Source organism: Microbacterium paludicola, from assembly GCF_039529675.1.
Classification (GTDB): Bacteria; Actinomycetota; Actinomycetes; order Actinomycetales; family Microbacteriaceae; genus Microbacterium; species Microbacterium paludicola.
Map to the genome: position 1 here is coordinate 233,777 of NZ_BAAANG010000035.1, position 16,599 is coordinate 250,375.

A 16,599-nucleotide genomic window follows, 5' to 3' on the forward strand; every position below is an offset into this window, starting at 1 on the left:
GATGCGGGTGCTCGTTGTCATCCTGAACTGGAACGGCTCCGCCGACACGCTCGCCTGCCTCGACGCGCTCGAGGGGCGGACGCATCCGGATGCCGACGTGCTCGTGATCGACAACGGCTCGCGCCCGGATGACCTCGCCCGGCTGCGCGAGCGGCACGCGGTGCGCGGCGGGTTCGCGCTTCACACCGAGCCCCGCAACCTCGGGTTCGCGGGCGGCGTGAACGTCGGCATCCGCCGGGCGCAGCGCGAGGGGTACGACGCGGTCGCGCTGCTCAACAACGACGCGACGCCCGAGCCGGGCTGGCTCGCCGCGCTCGACGCCGCGCTCGAGCGATCCGGCGCAGCGATCGCGACCGGGCTGCTGCTGCGCGCGTCGGATGATCCGGCCGTGCACGGCACGATCGACACGGCCGGTGACTGCCTGAGCATCTGGGGGATGCCCTTCCCGCGCGGGCGGGACGACGCGCGCGCCGCGGCCCCCGCGGGCGGCCCCGTCTTCGCGGCCTCGGGCGGGGCGTCGCTGTACCGGACGACGCTGTTCGACGAGATCGGCGGGTTCGACGAGACGTTCTTCGCGTACTTCGAGGATGTCGACCTCAGCTTCCGCGCGCGGCTCGCCGGCCACGGCATCGTCTATGAGCCCGCGGCGGTCGCGTACCACCGGATCGGCGCGACGAGCGATCGCATCCCCGGCTTCACCGTGCGCCAGACGTTCAAGAACCTGCCGCTGCTGCTGGTGAAGAATGTGCCGCGTGGCTTGCGCGGCCGCATGTGGCCGCGGTTCGCGCTGCTGTTCGCGATGATGCTCGGCAAGACCATCGCGCGCGGCCAGGCGCGACACTCGCTCGGTGGGCTCTTCGCCGGCATCCGGCTCGTCGCGACGCACGGCATCCGCGAGCGCCGGCGCATCCAGTCGGCGCGCGTCGCGACCGCCGCCGAGATCGACGCGCTGCTGTGGCACGATCTGCCACCCGCGCAGGACGGAATGCGCCGCCTGCTCGCGCCGGTCAGAGCGGTGCGGCGCCGTCTCTCCCCCGCTCGCCGCGGATGAACGCGGCGGCGACCTCGCGGTCGAACACGTCGCGCTCGGCGGCGATGCGGGCGCGATACGCGCGCTGATCGGCGAGCGCGGCATCCGGATCGGCGATCACCGCGTCGACGGCGCGCAGGGCTGCGTCGACGACATCCGGCAGCACGTCGATCTTGTGCCGCCACGGCAGCGGGACGTCCACGTCGTTCGCGGCAGCTCCTCGGCGGGCGACGAGCACCACCGCACCCATCGCGGCGGCTTCGCGCGGCATCCGGTCCTTGCCGGGGTGCGTGCCGAGGTCGAGGTAGATGAGCGACGTGCGCAGCGCCTCGGCCACCTGCTCGCCCGTCATCCCCCGCAACGGCAGCAGCTCGATGTCGGGGCGGCGGCGCGCGAACTCGGCCATGAGCACGGCCGACTTCGCGGGGTTGTAGGCGACGCGCGGCCGACGTCCCTCGGCAGTGACGCTCGCCTCGGGAAGCGGATCGATCGGGGTGTAGTCCGACAGGATCGTGCCCGGGATACCGAGGTGCGCGAACACGTGGTTCCACGCGTAGTGCGACTGCGCGAGGTGGCCGGCGCGGCGCAGCACGGCGTCCTCGCCGGTGCGCACTCGCTTGATCGCCCGGTTGAGGTAGCGGGCCCACAGCAGCGGCGGGCGTGACATCCGGGTGCGCTCGAGCGGCAGGGTCGAGCGGTGCGCGCGCTCGATGACGAACCGCGGCGCGTAGTCGATCGACAGCCACCACACGAGCGGCTCGGCGTGCCGCACGTCCTTCAGCAGCAGCGCCTGCGTCTCGGGCACCACGACCGCGTTGCCGGCCGCGTCGACGATCGCGGGGGCCTCCGGGGCGTCGTAGTGCGCGTAGCGCTCTGCGCGCGGGGTGCCCTCCGTGCCGGGGATGGGAACGAGGTACGCGTCCTGCCCCTGCCGGCGCAACGAGTCGACGAGCTGATGCAGCGCCTCGGGGCCGCCCGTCGCGAGGCCGCGCGGGTAGTAGACGTAGGTCGTCATCGGGAGACCTCCGTGACCCGATCCTGATCCACCCGATCCGGATCGCGCCGCTCACCGAGCGACGGATCGCACGCGAGCGCGACGAGGAACGCGAAGAACGGCAGCGAGTGGCTGTCGCCGAAGAACACCGTCGTATCGCCGGCGCCGTGGCCGATGACCCAGGCGAGGCCGATGAGCACAACGAGCACCTCGCCCGTGCGGCGGGAGAACAGCGGATCGCTCCGGCGCAGGTACGCCCGGCGCACCACGAGCACGAGGGGAAGGATCGAGAGCACGAGCGTCAGCAGCAGCGACAGGATGCCCGCGTCGACCCACGCCTGCAGGTAGAGGTTGTGCGGCGGCCACACCTGGTTGGGAACCTCGGGGAAGACGTCGTCCCAGCGGTCGGCGATGAGGTAGCGCCAGTTGCCGAACCCGAGCCCGAGGAACCAGTTCTCGGGGAACGCCTCGCCCACCACTCCCCAGAGCGTGAAGCGCTCGTTGAGCGTGCGGCCCGTCTGCTGGACGAAGCCCGGTGCGACGCGCGTGGCGGCGAACGCTCCCACGGCGGCGAGCACGATGAGCGCACCGGCCCCGATCGCGGCGAGCGCGGGACGGCGCACGCCGACGAGCAGCACGATCGCGGCGACGGGCAGCAGCACGATCAGCACGAGCGGCGTCTTCGACCCGGTCGCGAACATGGCCACGAGCGACAGCACCGCGACGACGACGCCGGTGACACCGGTTGCTGAGCGACCCTGCGAGCCGAAGTGACCGACCAGGTCGGTTGCTGAGCGAGCCTGCGAGCCGAAGCGACCGACCGGGTCGGTTGCTGAGCGAGCCTGCGAGCCGAAGCGACCGCGCTGTGCCGACCCCAGCGCCAGCCACGCGTACACGCACACAACAACGGCGAAGAACAGCGACGCCGTGTTGCCGTTGAGGAAGACGCCGCCGGCCTTGCACGGGTCCATCACGTTGTCGAACGATCCCTCGGCGACGAGCTCGACGCCGGGCTCGGTCAGCACCCGCGCGATGGGAGAGGTCAGGTACGCGTACTCGAGGTCCGGCAGCGCGCGGAACAGGATCGCGGCCAGCGCCTGCAGCGCCACGACGGGCGCGGCGATCAGCAGCGCCGTGCCTGCGGCGCCGCGCCCCTCGCGCAGCACGGCGCGGGCGAGCACGAAGACGCCGAGCAGGGCGACGCTCTGGATGACGCCGAAGGCTGCAGCGCCGACCTTGTCGGACCAGAGCACGGCGACGGTCTGCCAGATCGCGAGCGCGGCGAGCAGCCAGCCCCACAGGTGCGCGGTGTCGCGCCCGAAGCGCCACAGGATGCCCGGCACCAGCACCGCCGTGGCGAGCAGGGCGAACGAGGTGAAGCCGAACGGTCCGAAGAACTGCAGCACGCCGAGCGTGAGCACGATGCCGAGCAGCACCCGCGCGGGCAGCTTGAACGCCGCGAACGCGACCGCGAGCCCCGCCACGGCGACCCCGCCCAGGGTCAACACCGTCTCGAGCGTGCCGTGCGACGCGAGGAACGACGGATCCGCGAGCGCGTCCGCCCCGCCGCCTCCGCTGCCGGTCGGGTCGGCCGGATCCACGGTCGTCTCGGGCACGACGCAGGCATCGAGGAATGACGACGCGGTCTCGCTGATCATCCATCCCCCATCACGCGCGCGTTCGGAACCACCGAGCCTAGCTTGGTCATCCCAACTCGCTTCTCTCGCACGACCGCTCCCCCTCCGGTCGTTGAGCGGACGACACCTCTGGTCGTTGAGCGGAGCGAAGCGGAGTCGAAACGGGCTGAGCGAGCGCCAGCGAGTCGAAGCCGTACCGCAGACCCCGCACGGCCGATGGCTTCGACTCGTCGCTGGCGCTCCTCGCTCACCCCGTTTCGACTTCGCTCAACGACCGGGGTCTGACTCCGCTCAACGCTCGACCCCCCTCCGGTCGTTGAGCGGAGCGAAGCGGAGTCGAAACGGGCTGAGCGAGCGCCAGCGAGCCGAAGCCGCACCGCAGCCCCCGCACGGCCGATGGCTTCGACTCGTCGCTGGCGCTCCTCGCTCACCCCGTTTCGACTCCGCTCAACGACCGCTGGCATCACGCAGCACCTCATCCACCATCCGGGCGGTCTCGTCCCAGCTGTACCGGCCCACCGGGGCGTCCACGCGACGCGGGTGCGCGAGCGCGTCCTCGATCGCCGCGGCCCACTCCTGCGCGTCGTGCGCCTCGGCCACGGCCCGGCCGCGCCCGGCGGCAGTCTCGGCCACGGCCGCGCACCCCTGCCAGTAGAGAACCGGGGTGCCGGTCATCACGCTCTCGAGCGCGGGAAGCCCGAAGCCCTCGAGCGTCGACGGCATGACGGTCGCCGCCGCGCCGCGATACTCCGCGGCGAGCGCGGCGTCGTCGATCCGGCCGAGCGGCGTCACGCGCTGCTCGAGCGAGCGCTCGGCGACAAGCGCGCGCAGCTCATCCTGCTCGGATGCCGGGATCAGGATGCGCAGCCGCGCGTCGGGCACGCGCGTGAGCGCATCCAGCACGACGGTGACGTTCTTGTGCCGCCGCAGGTTGCCGACGTACATCAGGTAGGGCGCGTCGCTGTCGGCGGGCGTGACGTCGGGCGTGAAGTCGGCGGATGCGCCGATGCCGGCGTTCACGACGTCGACCGAGTCGTCGTGCAGCCAGTCGCGGACGATCTGCCGCGACGTCTCCGACACCGTCAGCACCACGCCGGTGCGGCGCACGACGGGCCGCACGACGAGGTTGTAGTACGCGAGGTACTTCGCGCGCCCGGGCCAGTCGGTCTGCAGGTGGATCAGGTCGTGAAGGGTGAGCACCTGCCGGCGCGCGCGCGTGAAGGCGTTGTATCCGGGCGAGTAGACGAGACCGGATCGCGCGTCCTGCGGGAGGCGGCGCAGCGCGTCGGCCGGCGAGCTGGGCGATCCGTCGAAGGGAAGCGCCTGCCACGGCACGGTGAGCCGGGCGACGACCTCGCGCGCGTACCGGGCGATGCCGTGCGCGCCGTCCCAGCGGGTGTCGACGTGGATGGTCATCCTGCTCCTCCGGCGAGTCGGCGCCGCCACGGGGCGGGAAGCGCGAACACCACGCGCAGCGGCGTGCGGATCACGAGGGCGTGAACGCCGACGGCGACCGCCGCGACGGCGAGCGTCACGATCAGCGGTGACAGCGCGCCAACTAGCGGCAGGCCGAGCAACTGGTTGCGCAGCGGCGACAGCAGCAGCGCCTCGAGCAGCAGGCCGTGCATCACGTAGACGGGAAGGGTGCGGCGCCCGATCCAGGCGAGGGCCCGGCCCACGGGCCCGACCCGGCAGGCGATGGCGACCGCCGTGAGCAGAAGCAGCGCCGCGGCCGCGTCGCGCGGGGCGGACAGCACGGCGGCGACATCCGGGTTGTCTCCCAGCACCATGATGGCCGCGCACACCGCGGTGACGCCGGCCGCCTGCCCGGCGGTCACCCCGGGGCGCTGGGCGACGCGGCCGCGGATCCACGCCGATCCGTAGACGCCGATCGCGAAGAACAGCGCGTAGCGGGCGATGTTGCGGTACTGGTCGTTGTTGTCGACCACGGGAAGGTAGGCCGCGGCGATCGACAGGATCGTCAGCCCGACGAGGACGAGCGCCGGATCCACGCGGCGCAGGGTCGTCAGCAGGGCGGTCCAGACGGCGAGCGCGAGCACGTACCAGAGCAGGGTGCGCGGCAGCACGAGCTGGTTGAGCAGCGCCTGCCACGCCTCAAGGTCCGTGCCGCCGCCGATGGGGCCGGTCCAGATCGCCGAGCCGACGAAGACGGCGAACAGCACGAACAGCAGCAGCCACACGGCGTACAGCCAGTACGACGTCGCGATCGAGACGCGCACCGAGCGATCCGCCCAGCCGTGGCGGATCCGGCGGGCGAGCAGCAGGCCGCTCAGCATCGCGAGGCCCGGCATCCGGAAGGGGCCCATCACGTCGATGACCCAGCGCCAGAACACCCCGGCGGTGCTGTCGATGACGCCGAAGCCGAGCGAGAGGGTCGCGTGCATCAGCACGACGCCGAGCACGCAGATGCCGCGGGCCGCGTCGATCCAGACGATCCGGCCGCGGCTGATCCCCTCGCGCGCGTCGAGGCGATCGTCCGGGGCGAGCGTCACGCGGTGCCCGTCGTGTGGCGGTCGACGAACTCGGCGATCCGCCGCTCGAAGACGTCGACGCCGAACTCGGCGGCGCGGTCGACGCACGCCTGCGCCGAGGCTGTGGTGGCGCGCTCGACCGCGGAACGCAGCTCGGCATCCGAGCGCCACTCGTGCACGTGCGCGCCGGTGACCCCGTCGATCACCGATTCGACCGCGCCGCCGATGGCGTTGGCGAGCACGGGCGTTCCGGCGGCCATCGCCTCGACCGGGATGATGCCGAAGTCCTCGATCGGCGCGAACACCAGCAGCGCCGCGCGGCGCAGGATCGCGATGAGCAGCGCGTTCGAGGGGTGGTGGACGAACGTGACGCGGCCGGGGTAGGTGCGCTCGGCGATCTCGCGCAGGCGGCCTTCATCCGGGCCGCTGCCGGCGAGCACCACGGGCAGGTCGGCGACGCGACCCGTGTCGATCGCGGCCTCGAGCCGCTTGTACGGGACGAAGCGCGAGAACCCGAGCACGAAGTCGTCGGGAAGCGCGTCGAGCTGCGCTTGCTCGGCGTCGGTCAGGTGCTGCTCGCGCATGAACCGGTCGACCGAGACGGGCGGGTAGATGACCTCGGCGTCGCGCTGCCAGGTGTCGGCGATGCGGTCGGCGATGAACCGACTGTTCGCGGCGATGGCCGCCGGCTCCTGCGCGCGTCGCCGGTCGAGGGGCTTCAGCGATGCCGCGATCGCCCGCGCGGAAAGGCTGCCGCCGCGACCGTCGAGCTCGGGAACCCAGATGTAGCGGGCGGGGGTGTGCGCGTAGACGAGCTTCGGCACGTCGCGCGCCGGCCCGCCGAAGCGGGCGTGATGCGCGAACAGGTGCGAGCTCGTCAGCACCCAGTCGGCGTCGCGCGCGGGAAGGTGGCGCCACACCGAGGGCATGAACGGCAGGGCCGCGGCCTTGTTCCCGCGCAGCGGCGTGCGCGCCAGCAGGGTCTCGTTCACCGGCTGGAACCGCTCGCCCGCATCGTTCCAGAGGCACCAGCGCTCGGCGTCGGGGAACGTGCGGGCGATCACCTCGAACACGTTCTCCGACCCGCCTGCCGGGGAGAGCCACTCGTGGACGATGATGCCGCTCACGGGCTGCTCCTCGGGATCGAACCTGACGTGTGGATGGAGGCCGCCGGGGCGGTCACTGGCATCCGGGGGTCGACAGCTCGACCGGCACGTCCTTCATCATCGGCGTGTGCACGACGTCGAGCGGGCCGTACTCCTGCCCGGCCGCACCGGTGAACGTGACCTCGAGCGTGTGCGAGGTGGCCGGCTGGTTCTCGATCCGGATGCGCACGGCGGGTCGTCCCTGGTCGTCGGTGCCCACGTGGGGCTGCACGGGCTGGCCGTCGAGCGTCGCCGAGGCCCACTTCGCGCCGAGCGGGCCGTAGAAGACCATGTCGGTCGCCTTGACGCCCTTCGGGTAGTAGCGCCCGGTCGAGATGTAATACGGAAGCCCCGCGACATCCCCCGGCTTGAGCGTGTAGTCGTACTTGGCCTTGGCCGTGAACGTCGGCTCCTCCTCGTCGCTCACGGTGCAGACGTCGCTCGAGGCCGTGACGCTCAGACGCGAGTAGTAGTCGAGCTTTCCCTCGGTCGTGTCGTTGACGAAGACGCCGAGGGCGGTCTGGTCGTCGTTGTCGACCGGCAGCGGGCCGACGAACGTGGTGCCGTCGACGACGCCCATCTCGGTGGGGTCGGTCGAGGCGTAGAGCAGGCGCCCCTCGTCGGAGGCCTTCGCGAGGGCCTGGACGAGCTGGACCAGGTTCGCGTCTCCGCTCGTGATCTTGTCGAACACCCCCCCTGCGGCCGTTCCGAAGAAGAGGTCCTGCGCTCGCCGTTCAGCAAAAGTGTCGCCGGGGTACTGGAAGTACACGTCGTGCAACAGCGTCTTCGCGGCGTTCTCCGTCGTGAGCTGCCCGCCTCCCGGGAGACCTACAGGCCCGGTGGCCTTGAGCATGTATCCAAGCGCGACGGGATCGAGCGACAGCACCCCCGCGGGCGGGGTGCCATAGCTGTCCTGCCAGAACGCGCGCACGAGATTCGCGGTCTCGCGGAAGTCCGGCGCCATCGTCGTGTCCTGAATCCATCGCCCCACGCGATCGCCATACAACGTCGCCGTCGACTCCGAGAGCCCCGCGACCGGTGTCTCGCGGGCATTGTTGAAATCGGTGGACGACGCCTGCTGCGTGATCGCGATCCGGCCCTGATCCGCGGTCAGCACCATGAGCGAGGCGGGATTGCCGCCCGTGCTGCGCGCCTCGGCGTTGTTCTGCACCATCACGATGTAGTTCCGCGGGCCATCACCGCCGAGCATCGTCGGAAGGTGCGGCATGAGCTCGGCGAGCCGATTCAGGGTGGGCCAGAGCGCCTCGACCGCCTCGGTCACGCGGCCGATCTGCGACTGGACGGGAGGCAGAAGAGTGCTGGCATCGATCTCGGAGAGATCGATCTGCACGCGTTCCGTTGCCGCGGCCGCCTGCGCCATCGGCTCTGCGAGACCGCGCACCGCGTCGAGGTTGAGTGCCCCGTCGACCGGCCCGATGGCCGTGATGTCGACGCTGGCGAACGGAGTGAGCGCGTCGCGGACGAGATCGTCACCCGCCGCTGCCGCAAGCCGCACCGAGCGGATGTCGTCGCCGACCACGGGCAGCCATTCGAGGCCCCGCCAGAACACGTGATCGGTAGCCGCTCGGGCGGTGCCCGTGTTCGCCGCGACCTCATCCACCCTGGCGCGAGCGGCCTCCGTGTCTCCCGATGCGACCGCGTCCTGCACATCTCCCGCGACGGGGATCACGCTCTCGAGCGCGTTCTTCGCGATCAGCGCGCTGACGCCCACGATGGCGAGGTAGAGGAAGAGGAAGATGACGATGCCCCACGGCAGCCACCGGCGCAGCCGACGCCGACGACGAGACGCCTTCCCCTCGGCCGACGATCCGGCGGCGCTCAGAGTGGCATCGTCCATGCGTGTGCTCATGCGTTCGTGGGGCTCCTGCTTCGGTCGCGGGCGCGGCGTCCGTCAGGACCTCGCCAACCGCCGCCAGCTGAGAATGGTGTCGCCAAGCATAGTTGGGGTATGCAGACGCACCCTGAGTGCGCCGCGCGTCGGCCTACGTCTGGCCACGACGGCCACCGCGGGCGCAGATCACCGGCTGGTAACGTTGCTCGTCGTGGCCGTCGTCCGAGCGCGGTCCGTTCGACGACGTGTTAGGTCGGGAATGACAGCTACGCGCATCCTCCATGTCACGCAGGTGTATGCCGGCGGCATCAGCCGCGCGATCACCTCCCTGGTCGATCTCATGCCCGAAGCCGAGCACCACCTGCTGTGGGCCGGTTACGAAGAGCCTGATCCCGCCGTGCCGTACGCGAGCGTGCACGCGATGCCGCAAACGCCCCGGGCGATGGTCACCGCCATCCGGCGGGTGCGGCAGGTCGTCGAGGAGGTCAAGCCCGACGTGGTTCACGCTCACTCGAGCTTCGGGGGCGTGTACACCCGCCTCGCCGGGATCGACGTGCCCGTGTTCTACGAACCCCACTGCTACAAGTTCGACGACCGGCAGCAGAACACGGTCAAGCGCGCCATCTTCCGCCTCGCCGAGAAGGCGTTGGCCCGGCGTTCCGCTCGTACCGTCGTGCTCTCGCCGCACGAAGAGAAGCTCGCCAAGGCGCTCGATCCTCGGGCGATCACGCATTTCCTGCCCAACGTCGCGACGATCACCCCCACGGCCGCCCATCGGGCGACCGGGTTCGAGACCGCTCGCGACGTGTTCATGATCGGCCGCCTCACGGGCCAGAAGGACCCGGGCTATTTCGCGCAGGTCGCGGAAGAGGTGCACACCCTGGATCCCGATGTCACGTTCCGATGGATCGGCGACGGCGACCCGGGCATGCGCCGCCGGCTGGAGGACGCCGGCGTGCAGGTGCTCGGTTGGCTCACTGGCGACCGCCTTGCCGCCGAATTGTCCCGGCCGGCACTGTACTTCCACTCCGCGCACTACGAGGGCTTCCCGCTGAGCCTTCTCGATGCCGCCGCCTTCGAGCACCCCCTGGCCGTGCGGTCGATTCCCACGTTCGACGGTATGGGCCTGCCGGAAGCCGAGACGCCGGCGGAGTCGGCCCGCCTGATCATGGAGATCCTCGACGAGGACGGCGCTGCGCGCGCCCGGGCGATCGCGTCGTCGAAGAACCTGAACCATACGATGAACCCTTCGGTCCAGCGCGACGCTCTCGTCGCTCTCTACGGATCCGTTTGAGGAGACCGCTTTATATGCGAGTACTGATGCCGAGCCGGATTCTCGACCGGCACACCGGCGGAAACACGACCTACGCGCGCCACATCGCCGACGGTCTTACGCAGCGCGGTATCCCCGTCGCGAGGATCCCGGCCCGGCCGCACCCCGTCCTGACCATGGCGCAGGAGACCTTCACGGGCCTCTTCGGCGGTCAGGACGGCGACGTGCTTCACTACGTCGCCGACACCGGTCCTCTCCTTCGCACTCGGCGACCCTCGGTTGTGACGGTTCACGGCGTGGCGAGCAGGTGGATCTCCGTGGCTCGGACGGCGCGACAGGAGAAGGTGTGGCGCACGCGCGTGCAGCGCGCTATCGACTCGACAGACCACGTGATCACGGTCTCGAACTCGAGCGCGGCGGACGTCGCCGAGATCTTCGGCGTCGAACCTGACCGCCTGACCACCATCGAGCACGGTATCGACATCGCGCGCTTCGCCGCGCCGGTCGATCTCTCGCCGGAGCTCGCCGCGCAGCTGCCCGAACGGTTCGTGCTGTACCTCGGCAATATCGAGCCGCGGAAGAACCTCATGCCGCTTGTCAAGGCGTTCGCGACCCCCGAGGTCCGTGCGCTCGGCATCAAGCTCGTCATCGCCGGCAAGAGCGCGTGGAACTCGGAGGAGTCGCTCGCCGTCATCGACGGGTCGCCGGACGTCATCCGTCTCGGGTTCGTCTCCGACGACGATCGCACGGCGCTCATGCAGGCCTGCACCGCATTCGCATTCCCCAGCCTGTACGAGGGCTTCGGCTTCCCGGTCGTGGAGGCATTGGCGGCCGGCGCGGTGGTCGTGACGTCCGACCGCGGATCCCTCGCTGAGGTGGCGGGGCCCGCACTGCGCTTCCCGGAGATCGATGTCGAGGGAATCGCCGACGGCATCGTCTCGGCGGTGACCGACGAGGCAGCGCGCCAGGCCTGCCTCGACGCCGGCCTCGCCTGGGCGCAGCGCTTCACGTGGGACGCCAGCGTCGACAGGCACATCGAGGTCTACAAGAAGGTGCTCGGATGACGCGCGTCCTGGTTCTGCACGGATACTCCGCAGAGAACGCGGGAGACGGCCTGCTGGTGCGCGAGACGCTCGAGCTGATCCGCGACGCGTTCGGCGAGGCGGACGTCACGCTGCTCGCGTCACGTCCAGAGACGTTCGCCGACCTCGGCGTGCGGGCGCTCCCGACGGTGCCGACAAAGCGCGGCTGGGATCGGGAGACGCGCGCGGAGCTGAAGGCCATCGACGGGTACGACATCGTCGTCGCGGTCGGCGGCGGCTATCTGCGCGCCGGAACCGCGGTGGAGACCTTGAAGACGGCGCTCGTACACGGCCCGCAGCTGCGCGCGGCCGCGCGAACGAGCGCGCCGACGGTCTACCTGCCCCAGAGCATCGGGCCCGCGCGCTTCGGAACCCGCGGCTGGGTGCAGCGCACGCTGCGCCGTCTCGATCTGGTCATGGTGCGCGACGACCGCACGGTGGCGGAGGTCGGCGGACCCACCGTGCGGCGCACCCCCGACCTCGCGACAGCGGCCGTCATCGGCGGGCGCCAGCCGGGGGCCGACGTCGACGCGACACCGGTGCTGTCGATCCGCGCCGTCCACGGCAAGATCAACCCAGACATCTACGCGCTCGCCGACCGCATCGGCCCGTACGACGGCTATGTCCAGAGCACGACGGGCGGCAATGACGACCGCCCCGCAGCGGCAACGCTGTCGCCGAGGCGCATGGTCGAGCGTGCCGAGCTGATGACGCCGGGCGGCACGCCGCGCGTCGTCGTCGCCGTGCGGCTGCACGCTGCGCTCATGGCATTGGCCGCCGGGCACTACGTCGTCCATCTCGCGTACGAACGCAAGGGTTTCGGCGCCTTCGGAGATCTCGGTATCGATCCGTGGGTGCATACCGTCAACTCGTTCGACGTCGACGCGGTCGCGGCGCAGACCCACGCGCTGCTCACCGATCCGTCGACCCGCGCCGACTACGACAGCCGGATCGCCGCGGCAGCGTCCCGTATCGCCGACGCACGCGAGAACATCGTCACCGAACTCCGCCGCCTCGCCGGCCACGCCCGCTGATGCCTGATATGGAGAGCGTCGTGCCCGCAGATCAGGTCTCCCAGACGCACTCATTGACCGTCGTCATTCCTGCGTACAACTCGTCCGCCACGATCGGCGTCGCGATCGCCTCGGCACGGGAGGCCGGCGCCGAGCGAGTCATCGTCGTCGACGACGGATCGACCGATGGCACCGCCGCTATCGCGCGGGACGAAGGTGCGGAGGTCGTCAGGCAGGAGAACTCCGGTGCATCCGTCGCGCGCCACCGGGGAGCCGCTCTCATCGAGACCGAGTACGCGATCTTCCTCGACGCCGATGATGCCGTGATTCCGCAGGGAGTCGCCCGCTCGCTCGGCGCCCTGACCGCCGATCCCAGTCTCGCCGTCGCGGCAGGCCGGGTGATCGGCTTCGTCGGAGACGAGGCAGGCTCGCTGCTTCCCGCGACCTACGTGCCGTCCGGCACCGCCGAACTGCTCACTGTCGGGTACGGGCCCTGGCCCCCCGGGGCGGCCGTCGTCCGCGTCTCGGCTCTGCGCGCGAGCGACGCAGCTCGACCCGACCCGCTCCGCCCGCGCTATGCGGACGACTACGAGCTGCTCATCCGTCTGAGCATGCAGGGCGGCATCACGCGTCACGACGAGCCGTCGCTGCGGTACGAGATGGCGGGCGGCAAGTCGGCGCGCTCCGCGGGGGCCGCTCTCGCGGCGAAGGAGGCGCTGCGCGCGCACTATGCCCGTGCTCTACGCATCCCGATAACCCTGATGGCTCCGATGCGGATGCGCGCCGCCGCGAACAAGCGGGTCGCCCGCGGCCACCAGCTTGCCGGCCGTCGTTTGGCTGCGCTGAAGCACATGCTCATGGCGTACGTGCAGGGCGGTCTCTCGCTGTTCGAGCGACGTCGTCAGGTCACGGGCGACTGACAATCCCAGGTCAGCTCTCGTCTGAAGCGCGCCGTACGGACGGCCGGCATTCGGCCGCCCCTTACGATGGACAGACGTACGGCAATGCCCTGCCCTCGACTGCGCTTGTAAGCACCGCACGGGCACCCAGAGGAGACGCACGGTCTGCCATTCGGAACGGAAAGGCGTGAGAATGCGGCCACTGCTGACCAATCCCGCGAGACGCGGTATCCGCTCGCCGGAGTTCGCGTCTGCACCCCTGCACGAGAAGCTCGCCTTGCTCGCAATCCTGGCGCTACCGCTGCAGGCTGCTCTCACGATCAATGCCGGCTTCCCGCTTAAGCTCAGCGAGCTACTCCTGATCGCTTCGATCGGCACCGCTGCCGTCCAGGCCGTTCGTCAGCGCAGACTCCGCTGGGGCTCCTGGCCGGCAGACAGAATCTTCGTCGCGGTGCTTGCCGCGTGCCTGGTGGTTGCCACCGTGATCGCGCTATTGACGGCCAACTTCGCGCAGGACATCCGCGGGGTGCATCGTTCCGTGCCCGTGGACATCATGCTGTACTGCGGATATGGGCTTTTCGTGCTCATTTCGTGGGAGATACTTCGGCACCTCAGATTCTCGGTGCTGCGCGACGTGTTGCTGCAATCCTTTTGGGTTTGCGCCGCAGCAGTGATTGTTCAAGTGGTCGGCCGCCTTCTCCACCTGCGCGCGACGTTGGAGACGCTGGGGTTCGATATGGTCCCCCGCGGGCTCACACTCCTCGGGGTCACGTTCCCGAGGTCCGGTCCCTTCGTCGAAGGCCAGCATCTGGGCTTTTACGCCGGCGTCATCCTCGTTCTTGCCCTCTACAGTGGGCGGTACGCGACGAGCGTTGGGGCTTTGCTCTGTGTCCTGTACTCAGAATCGACGACGGGATATGGCGGCGTCGCGGTCGCGATCCTCGTCCTCGCTCTACTCCGTCCGAAACGGATGATCCTCATCGCACTTGGGACCGCCGCGGCGATCGGAGGACTACTGATCGCCCTCGTCCCGCAGTTCCGCGCGATCGTATTCCTGCAGTTGCAGAAAGTCGGGCTCATGCCGGCCACGTCGGGCAACCCGACAAAGTCGCTGGATGTCCGGTCCGCTAAGGCCGAGATCGGATGGCGGATGATGTGGGACAACCCATGGGGGGTCGGTCCCGGGCGCTACTCTGCGCATTTCGCGGACTACGCGCATGAGTATCCTCAGCTCCCCCGCTACCTCTTCGAGGGGGACAGTCGGGCGATCGTGGAGAACGGCTACATGCAGATCGGCGCCGAGATGGGAGTGCTCGCGTTCGCTGCGATGCTAGCCCTCCTGCTCTGGAGTGTCTGGCGAGTGTGGCGCTCCGACATGGGTGCGCTGGCGGCGATCGTCTTCGTGGCAGTTGGTTTCGCAACCCAGTCCTCGTGGACCTTCATGCCCGTCTGGGCTGCCCTTGCGCTGACTGCGTCGGCAATTCGACAAACGGAGTTGCTGCAGGCGCCAGCACCAGCGCCCTCGACACTTGCCGGAGGTCCCGTACGCCACTGAGCGCGTATGCCGGGAGCGATCGACTCCGCCGACTACGATTATCGGACCGGGACGCCTCGTGGCCAAGCAAGGCCGCGTGGGCACTTGCCTGCACCCGGGTCCTTGAGCGCTAGTGGTCTGTGAGCGAGAGCCCTCACTCGCGCACCGTCCCATAAGCCCCCACAGATTGGCTCAACCCTTGACTGAAGTGTTCGCGTGGTCCACCGGCCAGGATGAGAATATCGGCGACTCGCTGTTGCGTCGCCCGTTGCTGGACCATCTGCGTTCCATCGGCCCGCTGCGGGTTTTCGTTGGCGCCGCAACTCCGGGGTTCAAGACAGGCCTCGGAGTGCAGCATGACGACCACCTCTTCACCAGCTTCCCGACGTGGCTCTTTCAGGCCGCCCGCACGGCGGTATCTGGCACTCGCGTCACGTTGGTTGCGAACGCCGGCGAAGTGCCCGTCTCGCGGAAAGGTGCGCTCCGCGTTGCCGCAATCCGCGCCGTAGGCCTCCTGCCACGAGTGACGCTTCTCTGGCTCGGCGCCGGCGTGCCAGGGGCTCGATCTATCTTGTCCAAGCCGTATGCGTCCCTCGCCAAGGCCGCTCGCGGAGCCGCATTCCGAGACGCGGAATCGATCACGCTGCTCGGCGCGGGGGCGACGATGCCCGACTGGGCTTTCTCTCTCGGAACGCCGACCCGGGAATGGCAGGACGCATCGGCGCGTACACGCCTCGCGCTCGTGTTGCGTGGTGACCGCACCCGCCCCTCCGATGCTTGGGTCGAGTGGGTGCGCGGTCTCGCGGACGGGCTCCACCTGACCCCGACCCTCGTGGTGCAGGTGCGCCGCGACACCGCCCTCGCTCGCGACCTCGCCGCCGAGCTAGCAGGCGAGGTGGTCGAGTTTCCCGAATCGCGATCGCATGCTGCCCAGGAAGAGCTCGTGCGCCGCATCTATCGTGAGGCACGACTCGTAGTCGGCGACCGCCTGCACGGTCTGATCGTCGGCGCGACGGAGGGAGCGGTGCCGCTGGGGTGGGTCGAGTCCAGCCGCGGCAAAATCGCTCGACACTTCAGCACCGTCGGTCTTGTCTGGGTAGGAGCGGGCGAAGGCCAGCGTGTCCAGACCTACTCACCCCTCGGCGCTGCGGACATCGCACGCTACAGCTCAGAGCTCACTGCTTCGGTCGAATCAGCGCGGCTCGCGATCGCCGACGCAGCGGCGCTCGCGTAGGCCGCTGGGCCCAGCTTCTCACGAGCGCTGCGGGACACAGTGGGCACGAGGCGCTCGGCGGGCGCCTCGACGACACGACGCAGAAGCCAAGTTCCCACGCAAGTCAGCACGAGCGCTGCCCGGACGGAGACCGTCGCAGGTAGGACGACGGCCGCGCACGGAGCGAAGCTTCGGTTCGAAGCGGCAACCCCGGGTGGGATCGCGCTCACCGCGTCCTGGAGTTTGTCAACGCGTCGGCGAACCAGGACACGTCGCTGATCCAGGTGAACAAGTCGGGGACGCGCGTTCCGTCGTCCCCGTGACCATCGGTGCCGCCGACTCGGCTGGCGCTGGATTCCGAGAGCTAAGTGTACTTCCCCGTGACGTTGTGAACGCGGGCTGAGGGGGTCTGGCCGCCGATGCCGGTGTGGGGTC

The 16,599-nt window shown here is 69.9% G+C and carries 13 protein-coding genes; 7 read left to right on the forward strand and 6 right to left on the reverse strand.

Annotated elements, in window-relative coordinates:
• Nucleotide 1: 1 nt before the first annotated feature.
• Nucleotides 2-1,051 carry a glycosyltransferase family 2 protein gene (locus ABD161_RS14540; protein ID WP_344004468.1) on the forward strand — a complete coding sequence of 350 codons (1,050 nt, stop codon included), beginning with the start codon at nt 2-4 and terminating at the stop codon, nt 1,049-1,051.
• Here the strand turns inward: ABD161_RS14540 and ABD161_RS14545 are convergent.
• The 6 genes from ABD161_RS14545 to ABD161_RS14570 form a co-directional block, all read right to left on the reverse strand.
• On the reverse strand, nt 1,008-2,045 hold the full coding sequence (locus ABD161_RS14545; protein ID WP_344004471.1) for a hypothetical protein: 1,038 nt from the start codon (nt 2,043-2,045) through the stop codon (nt 1,008-1,010). The two genes, ABD161_RS14540 and ABD161_RS14545, sit on opposite strands and share 44 nt — an antisense overlap.
• Nucleotides 2,042-3,682 (reverse strand): O-antigen ligase family protein, encoded by a 1,641-nt coding sequence (locus ABD161_RS14550; RefSeq protein WP_344004474.1) that lies wholly within the window; start codon nt 3,680-3,682, stop codon nt 2,042-2,044. The genes ABD161_RS14545 and ABD161_RS14550 overlap by 4 nt, the downstream gene beginning before the upstream one ends.
• A gap of 426 nt (nt 3,683-4,108) precedes the next feature.
• The gene (locus ABD161_RS14555) at nt 4,109-5,077 is read right to left on the reverse strand and encodes a glycosyltransferase family 4 protein (protein WP_344004477.1); all 969 of its coding nucleotides are present in this window, start codon (nt 5,075-5,077) and stop codon (nt 4,109-4,111) included.
• On the reverse strand, nt 5,074-6,174 hold the full coding sequence (locus ABD161_RS14560) for an acyltransferase family protein (RefSeq protein ID WP_344004480.1): 1,101 nt from the start codon (nt 6,172-6,174) through the stop codon (nt 5,074-5,076). The genes ABD161_RS14555 and ABD161_RS14560 overlap by 4 nt, the downstream gene beginning before the upstream one ends.
• Nucleotides 6,171-7,280 (reverse strand): glycosyltransferase, encoded by a 1,110-nt coding sequence (locus tag ABD161_RS14565; RefSeq protein ID WP_344004482.1) that lies wholly within the window; start codon nt 7,278-7,280, stop codon nt 6,171-6,173. Before ABD161_RS14565 ends, ABD161_RS14560 begins: the two co-directional genes overlap by 4 nt.
• A 52-nt stretch (nt 7,281-7,332) precedes the next feature.
• Nucleotides 7,333-9,156, reverse strand: a complete 1,824-nt coding sequence (locus ABD161_RS14570) for a DUF4012 domain-containing protein (protein ID WP_344004485.1) — start codon at nt 9,154-9,156, stop codon at nt 7,333-7,335.
• On the opposite strand from ABD161_RS14570, the gene ABD161_RS14575 reads away from it, so the two are divergent.
• The 6 genes from ABD161_RS14575 (at nt 9,155) to ABD161_RS14600 (ending at nt 16,185) form a co-directional block, all read left to right on the forward strand.
• Nucleotides 9,155-10,444, forward strand: a complete 1,290-nt coding sequence (locus tag ABD161_RS14575; RefSeq protein WP_344004488.1) for a glycosyltransferase — start codon at nt 9,155-9,157, stop codon at nt 10,442-10,444. The two genes, ABD161_RS14570 and ABD161_RS14575, sit on opposite strands and share 2 nt — an antisense overlap.
• A gap of 26 nt (nt 10,445-10,470) precedes the next feature.
• Nucleotides 10,471-11,487 (forward strand): glycosyltransferase family 4 protein, encoded by a 1,017-nt coding sequence (locus ABD161_RS14580; protein WP_344004491.1) that lies wholly within the window; start codon nt 10,471-10,473, stop codon nt 11,485-11,487.
• On the forward strand, nt 11,484-12,539 hold the full coding sequence (locus ABD161_RS14585; RefSeq protein ID WP_344004494.1) for a polysaccharide pyruvyl transferase family protein: 1,056 nt from the start codon (nt 11,484-11,486) through the stop codon (nt 12,537-12,539). Before ABD161_RS14580 ends, ABD161_RS14585 begins: the two co-directional genes overlap by 4 nt.
• A 20-nt stretch (nt 12,540-12,559) precedes the next feature.
• Nucleotides 12,560-13,438, forward strand: a complete 879-nt coding sequence (locus tag ABD161_RS14590) for a glycosyltransferase family 2 protein (RefSeq protein WP_344004497.1) — start codon at nt 12,560-12,562, stop codon at nt 13,436-13,438.
• Between the two features lie 172 nt (nt 13,439-13,610).
• Complete coding sequence (locus tag ABD161_RS14595) at nt 13,611-14,972, forward strand: O-antigen ligase family protein (RefSeq protein WP_344004500.1); 1,362 nt, start codon at nt 13,611-13,613, stop codon at nt 14,970-14,972.
• A gap of 178 nt (nt 14,973-15,150) precedes the next feature.
• Nucleotides 15,151-16,185, forward strand: a complete 1,035-nt coding sequence (locus ABD161_RS14600; protein WP_344004503.1) for a hypothetical protein — start codon at nt 15,151-15,153, stop codon at nt 16,183-16,185.
• Nucleotides 16,186-16,599: the final 414 nt, after the last annotated feature.